This window comes from Rathayibacter sp. AY1D5 (assembly GCF_002932515.1).
Lineage (GTDB): Bacteria > Actinomycetota > Actinomycetes > Actinomycetales > Microbacteriaceae > Rathayibacter.
This window is the reverse complement of record NZ_PSVU01000073.1, coordinates 1-11,310: the sequence shown is the minus strand read 5'-3', so window position 1 is coordinate 11,310 and position 11,310 is coordinate 1. Positions and strand designations below refer to the sequence as shown.

Below are 11,310 nucleotides of genomic sequence, written 5' to 3'. Positions count from 1 at the left end.
CGATCGTGCGCACGGACGCCGGGCTCTCGATTGCAGCGACCTGCACGCTCAGCGAGCTCGCCGCGATGCCCGACGCGGGCGACACCGCCCATCCGCTCTCCCCCCGAGCCGAACGATCGATCCGCGTGCCAGCGGATCGATCTAGGCGATCGCTCCCCGCTCTGCGAAACGTGACCACCCTCTCCGGCCGACCGCGCCGAGCCCGGCGGGGACGGGCTCGAAGGAAGATCAGCCCAAGCTCGCGACCCACTCCGAGCTGCCGTCGACGAAGGACTGCTCCTTCCAGATCGGCACCGACGCCTTGATGTCGTCGACCAGTGCCGCGCAGGCTTCGAAGGCCGCCGCGCGGTGGGCCGAGGCCACGGCGCAGGCGAGGGCGAGGTCGCCGACCACGAGGTCGCCGATCCGGTGCACGGCGGCGATGCGGACGTCGGGCCAGCGCTCGGCGATGCGGCGGGCGGAGGCGAGGAGTGCGGCGGGGGCGTCCGGGTGCGCCTCGTAGGACAGCCGGAGCACCCCGCGGCCCTCGTCGTGGTCGCGGACGACGCCCGCGAAGGTCACCACGGCGCCGTGCGTCGGGGAGTCGACCGCCTGCTCGCACTCGTCGACGGTGATGGCCTCGGCCGCGAGCCGGGCGAGGGCGACCGGCTCAGCGGGCATGGTCGCCGCCTCCGAGCTGATCGAGGAGGTGCCCGATCACCGGGTCGAGCACGTCGATCCCGTCGCGGACGCCGCCGGGGGAGCCGGGGAGGTTCACTACGACGGTGCGGCCGCTGACGCCGGCGAGCCCGCGGCTGAGCACGGCGGTCGGGACGTGGGCGGCGCCCTTGGCGCGCACCGCCTCGGCGAGGCCGGGCAGGGGCCTCTCCAGGAGGGGGGCGGTCTGCTCCGGGGTGACGTCGCTCGGGGCGACGCCCGTCCCGCCGGTGGTCACGACCACGTCGACTCCGCTGCCGATCGCGTCGGCGATCGCCTCGCCCACCGCGTCGCCGTCGGCCACGACGACCACCCGGGACTCCCAGCCGCGGGTGGTGAACCAGGCCTCCAGCGCCGGTCCCGTCCGGTCCTCGTACACGCCGGAGGCGGCACGGGTGGAGGCGACGACCGCCACCGCCCGCCGCGTCACGGGGTTCCTCCGCTCGTCCACGAGCCGCTCCTCCCGCCCGCCTTCGCGAGCACACGGATACCGGTGATCGCGGCACCGCGATCGACCGCCTTGATCATGTCGTAGACCGTGAGGGCGGCCACGCTGACCGCGGTCAGCGCCTCCATCTCGACGCCGGTGCGCCCGGTCGTGCGCACGCGCGCCTCGATCCGGACGCGGCCGTCCTGCGGCTCGAGGTCCACGTCGACGCCGTCCAGCGCCAGCGGGTGGCAGAGCGGGATGAGGGTCGAGGTCGCCTTCGCGCCGAGGATCCCGGCGATCCGCGCCACGCCGAGCGCTTCGCCCTTGGGCAGCTCGCCCTGCTCGAGGAGCCGCACCACCTCGGGCGAGGTCTCGACGTAGCCCTCGGCGACGGCGGTGCGCGCCGTGACCTCCTTCGCGCTCACATCGACCATGTGCACGGCTCCGTCGCCGCGCACATGGGTGAGCCGATCGCTCTCAGTCATCGATCCTCCAGATCTCGACCGTGTCGCCGGTCGCTGCGTGGTCCGTCCCGACGGGGACGTGGATGAGCACGGTGGAGCGGGCGTAGGACGCCAGTAGGTGCGAGCCGGGCCCGCCCACCGGGTGCACGAGGCCCTCGTCGTCGAGGACTCCGCGGCGGATCTGGTGCAGGTGCGCGGGCGAGTCGAGCGCCGTGCCGAGGCGCGCACGGAGCCGCGGCCGCTCGGCGGGCGTCCGTCCCGCGAGCGAGCGCAGCACGGGCCGGAGGAACACCTCGAACGAGACCAGGGCGCTCACCGGGTTCCCGGGAAGCGAGACGACCGGCAGGTGCAGCCCCTCGGCCACGCGCACGAGACCGAGGCCCTGCGGGCCGCCCGGCTGCATCTCGACGTGGCCGAACTCCGAGCCCGCCGGGCCGAGCGCGTCGCGGACGACCTCGTACGCGCCCGCGCTGACACCGCCGACCGTGATCACCAGGTCGGCCGCGCCCGCGTGCTCCTCGAGCAGCGCCAGGAGGTCCTCGGCCCGATCGCTCGTGCAGGCGACGACGACGGGCAGCGCGCCCGCCTCGCGGACGGCCTCGGCCAGCAGGGCGCCGTTCGCGTCGTGGATCTGCGCCTCCTCGAGGACGGCGCCTGCGGGACGGATCTCGTTGCCGGTGGGGACGACGAGCACCCGGAGTCGCGGCAGCACCTCCGCCTCGGTCAGCCCGAGGGAGGCGAGGAGTCCGTAGTGGGCCGCGCGGAGGACCGTGCCGGCCGGGAGGGCGAGCTCGCCGCGGCGGGCGTCGCTGCCCCGGGCTCGGACGAAGGTCGCCGGCACCACCGGGTGCGCGAAGGCGACGCTGCCCGCCGCGGGGAAGCGCGGAGGATCGACGCGCTCGACCGGGACGACGGCGTCGGCCCCCTCCGGCAGCGGCGAGCCGGTCATGATCGGTGTCGCCGTGCCGGGCTCGTGCCGCGGCGCCCGGTCGCCCGCGGGGATCGGCGCCGAGACGGGCAGGGCGACGGGATGCTCCGGCGCCGCCGCGTCGAGGTCGGCCGCCCGCACCGCGAAGCCGTCCATCTGCGAGTTGTCGAAGCGCGGCAGGTCGAGCGGGGAGTCGACGGAGCGGGCGAGGACCCGCCGGTCGTACGCGCCCGGATCGGCGGCGACGGCGGCCGGCTCCAGGCTCAGGGTCTCGCGGGCACCCCGCGTGGCCAGCGGCGCGAGCAGCGCCCGCACCCGGGCGGCGTGCAGGTCGATCGAGGTCATCGTGTCCTCTCGCGAGCGGCGGAGCCCGACCGGCGGCGGGACCGAGTCCATCTTGCCGGGTCGCGCCCGGTTCCGCGGCGTAGTGTGAGCGGATGAGCACAGCACTGGGGATCCCGGGCTTCCGGCCCCGACAGCGCAGCGCGGTCCTCCCGGCCGACCGCCCCGCCACCCCGCTCCTCCTGGACACCTACGGGCGCGTCGCGGACGATCTGCGGATCTCGCTGACGGACAAGTGCAATCTGCGCTGCACCTATTGCATGCCGGCGGAGGGCCTGCCGTTCCAGCCGCCCGCGTCCCTGCTCAGCCGCGAGGAGATCCTCCGCCTCGCGCGCATCGCCGTGGAGCAGTTCGGCGTCCGCCAGATCCGCTTCACCGGCGGCGAGCCGCTCCTGCGCAAGGACCTCGTCGACATCATCCGCGACGTCGCCTCCCTCGACCCGCGCCCCGAGATCTCGCTCACCACGAACGCGATCGGCCTGTCGGGTCGGGCGGCGGCGCTCGCCGACGCCGGCCTGAACCGCGTCAACGTCTCGCTCGACTCGATCTGCGCCGAGACCTTCGCGAAGGTCACCCGTCGCCCGTTCCTCGACCGCGTGCTCGCGGGCATCGACGCGCTCGGTCCCGCCGGCCTGGACCAGACCAAGATCAACGCAGTGCTCCTGCCCGGGATCAACGACCACGAGGCCCCGGAGCTGCTCGCCTGGGCCCTCGCGGGAGGCCACCAGCTCCGCTTCATCGAGCAGATGGCGCTCGACGCCGACCACGGCTGGGACCGCGCGACCATGATCACCGCCGCGGACATCCGGGCGCTGCTCTCGGAGCGCTTCTCGCTCAGCCCGCACGCGGCCCCCCGCGACGGCGCCCCCGCCGAGCTCTTCGACGTCCGCGAGGCCGGGGGGTCCGAGGTGCTCGGCCAGGTGGGGATCATCGCGTCCGTCACCGAGAACTTCTGCGACGACTGCCGCCGCACCCGGCTCACCGCCGAGGGAGGTGTCCGCAGCTGCCTCTTCTCGAACGAGGAGACGGACCTGCTCGGCCCGATGCGCGCGGGCGCGGACGACCACGAGGTCGCCCAGCTCTGGCGCGGGGCGATGTGGGCCAAGCCCGCGGGACACGAGATGAACCGGGCGGGCTTCGTGCAGCCCGAGCGCACGATGAGCGCGATCGGCGGATGAGCATGCGGGTCCGCTACTTCGCGGCGGCCAAGGCCGCCCTCGGCCGTGGTTCCGACGAGCTCGACGAGGTGCCCGACCTGGGCGCTCTCGAGGAGAGACTCGTCGCCTCCGCGCCCTCGGCCGCCGACGTGCTCGCACGGTGCACCTACCTGGTCGACGGCGTGTCGACCGCGAACAGGGCCACGCCGCTGCGTCCCGATGCCGCGGTCGACGTCCTGCCGCCGTTCGCCGGCGGCTGACCCCGAAGAGCCCTCCGTGACGAGCCGTCCTCGACCGGACCGGTGCGTCCGCTCCGCGCGGTCCGCAGCAGGTGCGTCCGCGCTTCTGGAGGACGCTGCATCCCGAGGACGGACTGGTCCTGTCCCGCCGCACAGGGACCCGCGGGACGCCTCCCTCGGACCCGCGTGCGGCGGGGCAGGACCGGATCAGCGGCCGATCCCGTGCGTCACGGGCACAGGACGTTGGTCATCGTGTCGAGCACGTTGCGGTTCTGAGGAATCCGAACGCCGAGGAGACTCCGGTGGCGACCAGCACGCCGCTGACGAAGGCCCGGCCGTCCCGGGTCACGTAGGCGTCCGGCGCGAAGATGGTGGCGTCGGAGGGCACACCGGAGGCGACGCGGATCTGCGGCTGCGTCCTGTCCGCGAACGCGCCGTACCGGACGAGAGCGCCGTTCTGGATCACGTCCACGACGTCACGGTTCTGTCGATCGCGGTAGGCGTCGGCACTGGTCACCCCGGTAGCGACCAGGATGCTGCTGTTGAAGAGGCGCCCGTCCGGCGTCAGGTGGTACGAGGGCGCCAAGGCGGTCGATCCTGCCGGAACGTTCCTGGCGTAGACCAGGTTCTTCGTGGAGGAGATGTAGCGGACTAGCTCCGAGCCTACGATCACGTCGATGACGTCGTTGTTGCTCTGGTCGCGGAAGGAGTCCGCGCTCGTCACTCCGGTGGTCACGAGGGCTCCGCCGGCGCGCCGCAGCTCGCCGTTCGGTGTGACGTAGAAGGCGGGCGCATGGACCGTCGATCCGGCCGGCACGCCGCTCCCGATGGCCTTCGGCGCGGCCTCTCCGGTGACGAAGCGGTAGAAGACGCCGTCGACGACGAAGTCGGCGACGTCGCGGTTCTGCTCGTCGCGGAAGCCCTGGACGCTGGTGACGCCGCGCGCGATCCGCCCCCCGCCGTGATAGAGCTCGCCCGACTCCGTCAGGTAGTACCGGGGTCCGACGGTCTTGGCTCCCGAGGGCACGTTGCCGTTCGACTCCGTCGTCGTCCGTCCGCCGTCGGTGACGTACCGGACGGCGGTCCCCGTGGTCGCGGTGGTGCTCGCGGTCGCCGTCGCGCCCGCGGCGCCGGAGACGGCGGAGAGGGTGATGCCGTTCTGCGCCACGTTCCCGGCCGTGACCGGGATGCTCACGCGTCCGTCCGCGCCGGTCGTCGCCCTGACGGTCTGCGCGCCGCCGCTGGTCAGGCCGGCGGGGAGAGTGATGGCGACCGTGTCGCCGGCAGCGGGAGCGCCGTTGGTCGTGGCGAGGACGGAGACCGTTCTCGTGGTGCAGGCGGGGAAGGAGTACGCCGGGGCGTCGAAGGCGAGGGTGAGGCCGGTGGACGCGGCGGCCGCGGGGGTCGCGACCGCCGCGGCGACGACGGGGACGGACCAGGCCGCACCCGACATGATCGTCCGCCGGGCGAGCCCCCCGCGGGTCGAGTCGATCCGCGGTGGGAGGGAGCGCGAGTGCGCTGCCGTCGGGTCCAGGGCGTTGGTGTCCGTCATGGTGTTCCTTTTCTTTCTTTCGTGCGAGGGGTGGTGGACGCGCCGATCCTGCCGAACGTCCGGCCTCCGGTCGACGCGGAACGGGCCGCGACGAGGTTCCATGCCCGACCGTGGACGTTCCGTCGCGCCGCCGGACCGGGGGAGCCGCTCAGGCCGCCTCCTCGCCGGGAGCCCGTCCGGCGCGGGGGGCGCGGCGGCCCACGTCAGCTCGCGTCGTCGATCCGGCGGAGGGTCCGCTGCATGTGGATCCGCGAGCTGAAGCCGGCCGACCGCGCCACGCGGTCCAGGTCCGTCGCCGCCCGCGGGCCGAGCTCGTCGAGGAGGCGCTGCGCCTCGAAGGCCCGCGCGCGCTCGATCCGCTGACGAGGGGTGGTGCCGGCGGCCGAGAACGCCCGGTGCAGGTGGCTGACCGACACGCCGAGGCTCTCCGCAAGCGTCTCCACCGTGAAGGAGCGGTCGCGGTAGTGCCGCTCGATCAGGCGCGTGCCGTTCGCATACACGGCGGCGGGGGACCGGTCCTCCCGGTCGGAGGAGGGCAGCAGCGCCGAGAAGGCCGAGGCCAGGAGGTGCTCGCTCGCGATCTCGAAGTGCTCGAAGGCCGCGTCCGAGGGCTCGACGCCGAAACTGAGGACGGTGTTCGCCGCACCGGTGAGTGCGCGCCAGTAGGCCTCGGGGAGGGCGAGGACCCGGTCCGTGAGCGAGGCGAACTCGCTCGCGCGGAGCACCGAGGGGCGCAGCTGCCACTCGAAGCGCGCCCACGGACTGAGCGCCGCCGCGTACTGCACCGTCGAGGCGCGGGTCACGAGAGCGCTGCCGGCCGGGAGCCGGTGGTCGCGGCCCCGGGCGGAGAGGCGGCCGGTCCCGTCGAGGCTGAAGAGCACGCGGAGCCTTCCGGGATGGGGGAGGACCTCGAACTCCCCGGTCTGCAGCCAGGCGCGGCTGAGGCTGAGGCGCGGCGAGACGATCGCGTCGCAGACGGCACCTCGCGGCAGGGGGCGCCGCGGAATCCAGCCGAGCCGACGCAGCCGCCTCTCGGCGGGACTCCAGACCCCGGGCATCACGCCTCCGCGCCGGGGTCGGGCGGGTCGGGAGGATCGAGCAGCGCCGCCTGCCGCGCGGAGTGCGGTGAAGGCGTCGGCATGGGTGCTCTCCTCGGAACGGTGGCCGCGAGCACGCCACCGCCGATCAGCTTCGGACACTGCTCCGCCCTGATCCGCGGAGAAGGACGGATCCTCTCCGCTGCGAGCACCGAACATCCCGGGTCGCCGATCGGCAGGGCGCTGGGTGCGCCTCACCCCTCCCGTTCCACGGCGCACGCGGCCGCGGGGCGGGTCACCGCTCCCGCCACGACGCCATCCCGCCGTCGAGCGAGTCGGACGCCACGCCCGCCGCCGCCGCGCGCTCCGCCGCGAGACGCGACCGGACCCCGGAGGCGCAGTGCAGCACGAGCGGACCGGCCGGCAGAGCGGCGGGGTCGAAGCGCGACATCGGCATCCGCACGGCACCGGGCACCGCGACGGACCGGTCCTCGTCGTCCTCGCGGAGGTCGACGACGGTCGGGGGCATCGGCCCGGCCAGCCGCTCCCGCAGCTCGGCCGCCGTGATCGAGCCCGCCGCGGCCCGCCGCTCCGGGACCGGCGGCACCCGCCGCTCGAGAGGGAGCTCGGCCCAGGAGGAGTCGAGAGCGTCGTGCACGAGGACGCGACCGAACAGCGGCTCGCCCGCCCCGGTCACGAGCTTGACGACCTCGGCCGCCATGGCCGAGCCGATCAGCGCGCAGAGCGCGCCCAGCACGCCCACCGTCGAGCAGCTGTCGCCCGCGTCCTCGGCCTCGGGGTGCAGCGCGCGCAGGGTCACCCCTCCGCCCGGGGCGCCGGCCCAGAAGGTCGAGAGCTGCCCGTCGAAGCCGAGTGCCGATCCCCACACGTGCGGGATCCCGGCGCGCGTCGTCGCGTCCGAGGCGAGGTAGCGCGCGCCGAAGGTGTCGAAGCCGTCGACCACGACGTCCCAGCCCGCCACCAGGGCGTCGACGTTGGCCGAGGTCAGCGACACCGGGAAGGCCCGGGCGTCGATGCCGGGGGAGAGCCGCCGCGCGGTCGCCGCCGCCGACTCCGCCTTCGACCGGCCCACCGAGGAGTCGTCGTGCGCCGTCTGCCGCGCCAGGTTCGAGAGCTCGACGACGTCGCCGTCCACGATGCCGAGCCGCCCGATCCCGGCCGCGGCGAGCGCCGTGATCACCGGCGAGCCGATGCCACCCGCGCCGAGGATCAGCACGCGCGCGTTCCGGAGGCGCCGCTGTCCGACCTCCCCGAGGGGCGCCAGGCGGATCTGCCGGGCGAACCGCTCGCGCTCGGCGGCGGTCAGCGGCGGTCCGGGCTCGACGAGCGGGGTCATGGGAGCTCCTTCCTCCCCTGGCCCTCGTGGGCGACGGGGGTGAAGCCGACGGCCTCGTTCACGGCGAGCATCGGTCGGTTCTCCTCGGCGTTCCAGGTGTAGACGGCCCGGCAGTCCGGGGCGGTCCCCACCGCATCGCCGATCGCGGTCAGGGCGAGGAAGTCGCTCCAGCCGTCGGCGCCCACGGCCTCGGGGATCGCGAGCTCGCGGATCCGGAGCGCCGGGTCGGAGGTGCGGTTCACCACCCCAGTGTGCACGTCCCGGCGCCCGCGGCGGCCTCCTGCGCCTGTTCCGGTGCGGGATCGCGGCGGTCCGTCGGCCGGTCGGGGCTCCGCCTCCCGGCCCGGCCGCGGCCGTCGGCTACCGTGGAGGCGTTGTGGACGGGAGCGAGGCGGCCGGGTGTACCTGAAGAGCCTGACCCTCAAGGGGTTCAAGTCCTTCGCTCAGCCGACCACGTTCGCCTTCGAGCCGGGGGTCACCTGCGTCGTCGGCCCCAACGGCTCGGGCAAGAGCAACGTCGTCGACGCGCTCGCCTGGGTGATGGGGGAGCAGGGGGCGAAGACGCTCCGCGGCGGCAAGATGGAGGACGTCATCTTCGCGGGCACCTCCACCCGCGGACCCCTCGGCCGCGCCGAGGTCGCGCTCACCATCGACAACTCGGACGGCGCCCTGCCGATCGAGTACACCGAGGTGACGATCACCCGGACCCTCTTCCGCAACGGCGGCAGCGAGTACGCGATCAACGGACGCGGCTGCCGGCTGCTCGACGTGCAGGAGCTGCTGAGCGACTCCGGTCTCGGGCGCGAGATGCACGTCATCGTGGGGCAGGGACAGCTCGACGCCGTGCTGCACGCGACCCCCGAGGAGCGGCGCGGGTTCATCGAGGAGGCCGCCGGGATCCTCAAGCACCGACGCCGCAAGGAGAAGACGCTCCGCAAGCTCGAGGCGATGCAGGCGAACCTGACCCGCCTCTCCGACCTTGCGGGCGAGATCCGGCGCCAGCTCAAGCCCCTCGGGCGCCAGGCCGAGGTCGCACGGCAGGCTCAGACGATCGCCGCCGTGGTGCGCGACGCCCGGGCGCGCCTGCTCGCCGACGACGTGGTCGAGCTCCGGACCGCTCTGGACGGCTTCGCCCGCACCGAGAGCGAGCGGCACAGCGAGCGGGTGGTCCTGCAGCAGCGGCTCGAGCAGGCGACGCTCCGGCGAGCGCGGATCGAGGCGGAGGTGGTCGGCGACGCGGTCGACGACGCCCGGCGCACCTCGTTCGAGCTGGAGTCGGTGCAGGAGCGGCTGCGCAACCTCTCGGCCCTCGCCGGGCAGCGGCTCGCGATGCTCGAGCTCGAGTCCGAGCAGCCGCAGATCCAGCCGCGCGTGACGCCGGCGCAGGTGGAGGAGGCGCGGGTCGAGCTGGAGCGCCTGCGGCAGGCCGTCCTCGACGCGGAGTCGGCGTGGGTCCAGGCGCAGGGCACGACCGTCGCCGCCCGCTCCGCCCTCGACGCGGTCGACGAGGAGATCGCCGCGCAGGCGGCCCTCGTCTCGCGCTACGACCTCGAACTCTCCACCCTCTCGGGGCAGGCCGACACCGCCGCCTCCCGTCTCGCGTCCGTCCGGGGCGAGGTCCTGCGCGCGCAGAACACCCTCGACGCGGCCGACCGGCGGAAGGAGGCGGCGCGGCGGGCGCTCGACGCTCTGGAGGCCGAGCTGGACGACGCGGGCCGCGGCCCCGACGGCGGCCTCGACGAGGGCTACGAGCTCGCCCAGTCCGCGGTCTCGGCCGCCGAGGGCGGGATCGAGCGGCTGCGCGAGGAGCTGCACGCCCTGGAGCGCGAGCGCGAGGCGCTGGCCGCCCGCACGGGTGCCCTGTCGCTGGCCCTCGACGTCTCGGACGGCTCGGCCGAGCTGATCGCCGCCCGGATCGAGGGGGTGCGCGGCCGGGTCGCCGAGCGGATCCAGGTGCGGCCGGGCTCCGAGGCCGCGATCGCCGCCGCCCTCGGCGCGGTCGCCGACGCCGTGCTGGTCGAGTCGACCGCCCGGGCCGACGCGGCTCTGGACGCCGCGCTGGAGCGCGACCTCGGACGCGTCGAGCTGCTGGTCGCCGACGCCGCCCGGCCGCACGTCGCTCTCACCGTTCCCGAGGGGGCGGAACGCGCGGGCGACCTCGTCACGGCGCCGGCCGGGGTCCTCTCGCTCCTCGAGCGTTTCCTCGTGGTCGAGGACCTCGCCGCGGCGCGGCGCCTGAGGGAGCGCATCGACCCGGGCACCGTCCTGGTCACCCGCGACGGCGCGACCGTCTCCGACGCCGTGCAGAGCGCCGGCTCCGGCGGGCAGCGCAGCCGGATCGAGCTCGTCTCCGAGCGCGACTCGGCCGCCGCCCGGCTGGAGGAGGTCGAGGGCGGGATCGACCGGCTCCGCTTCGAGCTCGCCGAGCAGACCGGTGCGCTCCGCGGCGCGAAGGAGCAGGCCGCGAGCGCGCTCTCGGCCCTCCGCGAGCACGACGCCGCCCGTGCCGCCCACACCGAGCGGCTCGGCGGCGTGCGCGCCCAGCTCGAGGCGGCCACCGCCGAGCACGGCCGGGGCTCGAGGGCGCTGGCCGTCGCCTCGGACCGGGTCGGCGACGCCGAGCGCGCGGCCCAGGAGGCGAGGTCGGCGCTCGACGCCGCGCGCGCCCGGCCTCGGCCGGTGCTCGACGCGAGCGCCCGCGACGGTCTGCAGCGCGACGTCGACACCGCACGCGAGCGCGAGATCGAGGCGCGGCTCGGCGTCGAGACCGACAAGGAGCGGGTGCGGGCGGAGCAGTCCCGCGGGGAGGCGCTGGCCCGCCAGCTGGCCGCCGACCGCGCCGCCGCCGACGAGGCCGCGCGCCGCGCCGTGATCCGCCGTCGCCAGCGCGACGCCGCGGCCGAGGTGACCGCCGCGCTCCCCGCCGTCCTCGCCTCCGTCGACCGCTCCGTCCAGCAGGCCCGGGCCGAGCTCGTCGCGGCCGAGGCGGCGCGCTCGCAGCAGAACGCCGAGCTGCAGGGGCTCCGCCGCGAGGAGGGGAGCGTGCGCGACCGGCTCCAGTCCGTCACCGAGAGCGTCCACGGCCTCGAGCTGCAGATCTACGAGAAG

11 protein-coding genes are annotated in these 11,310 nt (G+C 75.1%); 3 read left to right on the top strand and 8 right to left on the bottom strand.

What is annotated here, in order from left to right; all coding sequences use genetic code 11:
* Nucleotides 1-228: 228 nt before the first annotated feature.
* The 4 genes from C5C82_RS16100 to glp are packed head-to-tail and all read right to left on the bottom strand — an operon-like array spanning nucleotide 229 to nucleotide 2,863.
* A complete protein-coding gene (locus tag C5C82_RS16100; protein ID WP_104232481.1) occupies nucleotides 229-660 on the bottom strand; it encodes a molybdenum cofactor biosynthesis protein MoaE in 432 nt (143 codons plus the stop codon).
* A complete protein-coding gene (locus C5C82_RS16095; protein WP_244229433.1) occupies nucleotides 650-1,147 on the bottom strand; it encodes a molybdenum cofactor biosynthesis protein B in 498 nt (165 codons plus the stop codon). The genes C5C82_RS16100 and C5C82_RS16095 overlap by 11 nt, the downstream gene beginning before the upstream one ends.
* Nucleotides 1,123-1,611, bottom strand: a complete 489-nt coding sequence (gene moaC, locus C5C82_RS16090) for a cyclic pyranopterin monophosphate synthase MoaC (protein ID WP_104232482.1) — start codon at nucleotides 1,609-1,611, stop codon at nucleotides 1,123-1,125. Before moaC ends, C5C82_RS16095 begins: the two co-directional genes overlap by 25 nt.
* A complete protein-coding gene (gene glp, locus C5C82_RS16085) occupies nucleotides 1,604-2,863 on the bottom strand; it encodes a gephyrin-like molybdotransferase Glp (protein WP_104295490.1) in 1,260 nt (419 codons plus the stop codon). The genes moaC and glp overlap by 8 nt, the downstream gene beginning before the upstream one ends.
* A 92-nt stretch (nucleotides 2,864-2,955) precedes the next feature.
* Here glp and moaA point away from each other — a divergent pair, with 92 nt between their 5' ends.
* Both moaA and C5C82_RS16075 read left to right on the top strand, forming a co-directional pair.
* A complete protein-coding gene (gene moaA / locus C5C82_RS16080) occupies nucleotides 2,956-4,038 on the top strand; it encodes a GTP 3',8-cyclase MoaA (protein WP_104226889.1) in 1,083 nt (360 codons plus the stop codon).
* Nucleotides 4,035-4,277, top strand: coding sequence for a MoaD/ThiS family protein (locus C5C82_RS16075; protein ID WP_104247637.1), 243 nt, complete (start codon nucleotides 4,035-4,037; stop codon nucleotides 4,275-4,277). Before moaA ends, C5C82_RS16075 begins: the two co-directional genes overlap by 4 nt.
* A gap of 226 nt (nucleotides 4,278-4,503) precedes the next feature.
* Here C5C82_RS16075 and C5C82_RS16070 read toward each other — a convergent pair whose 3' ends face one another.
* The 4 genes from C5C82_RS16070 to C5C82_RS18215 all read right to left on the bottom strand — a co-directional run bounded on the left by C5C82_RS16070 (nucleotide 4,504) and on the right by C5C82_RS18215 (nucleotide 8,444).
* The gene (locus C5C82_RS16070) at nucleotides 4,504-5,808 is read right to left on the bottom strand and encodes a hypothetical protein (RefSeq protein WP_104355363.1); all 1,305 of its coding nucleotides are present in this window, start codon (nucleotides 5,806-5,808) and stop codon (nucleotides 4,504-4,506) included.
* A 203-nt stretch (nucleotides 5,809-6,011) separates the two neighbouring features.
* Nucleotides 6,012-6,866, bottom strand: a complete 855-nt coding sequence (locus tag C5C82_RS16065; RefSeq protein WP_104267284.1) for an AraC family transcriptional regulator — start codon at nucleotides 6,864-6,866, stop codon at nucleotides 6,012-6,014.
* A gap of 274 nt (nucleotides 6,867-7,140) precedes the next feature.
* Nucleotides 7,141-8,202, bottom strand: a complete 1,062-nt coding sequence (locus C5C82_RS16060) for a ThiF family adenylyltransferase (RefSeq protein WP_104325926.1) — start codon at nucleotides 8,200-8,202, stop codon at nucleotides 7,141-7,143.
* The gene (locus C5C82_RS18215; RefSeq protein WP_146086019.1) at nucleotides 8,199-8,444 is read right to left on the bottom strand and encodes a hypothetical protein; all 246 of its coding nucleotides are present in this window, start codon (nucleotides 8,442-8,444) and stop codon (nucleotides 8,199-8,201) included. The genes C5C82_RS16060 and C5C82_RS18215 overlap by 4 nt, the downstream gene beginning before the upstream one ends.
* 157 nt (nucleotides 8,445-8,601) lie before the next feature.
* Between C5C82_RS18215 and C5C82_RS16050 the strand changes: the two genes are divergently transcribed.
* A partial coding sequence (locus tag C5C82_RS16050) for an AAA family ATPase (RefSeq protein WP_104355362.1) occupies nucleotides 8,602-11,310 on the top strand: 2,709 nt, incomplete at its 3' end.

Bases quoted from the DNA above. Each gene is read 5' to 3' on its own strand.
- C5C82_RS16100 (WP_104232481.1), bottom strand. From the start codon at position 660: ATGCCCGCTGAGCCGGTCGCCCTCGCCCGGCTCGCGGCCGAGGCCATC.
- moaC (WP_104232482.1), bottom strand. From the start codon at position 1,611: ATGACTGAGAGCGATCGGCTCACCCATGTGCGCGGCGACGGAGCCGTG.
- glp (WP_104295490.1), bottom strand. From the start codon at position 2,863: ATGACCTCGATCGACCTGCACGCCGCCCGGGTGCGGGCGCTGCTCGCG.
- moaA (WP_104226889.1), top strand. From the start codon at position 2,956: ATGAGCACAGCACTGGGGATCCCGGGCTTCCGGCCCCGACAGCGCAGC.
- C5C82_RS16075 (WP_104247637.1), top strand. From the start codon at position 4,035: ATGAGCATGCGGGTCCGCTACTTCGCGGCGGCCAAGGCCGCCCTCGGC.
- C5C82_RS16070 (WP_104355363.1), bottom strand. From the start codon at position 5,808: ATGACGGACACCAACGCCCTGGACCCGACGGCAGCGCACTCGCGCTCC.
- C5C82_RS16065 (WP_104267284.1), bottom strand. From the start codon at position 6,866: ATGCCCGGGGTCTGGAGTCCCGCCGAGAGGCGGCTGCGTCGGCTCGGC.
- C5C82_RS16060 (WP_104325926.1), bottom strand. From the start codon at position 8,202: ATGACCCCGCTCGTCGAGCCCGGACCGCCGCTGACCGCCGCCGAGCGC.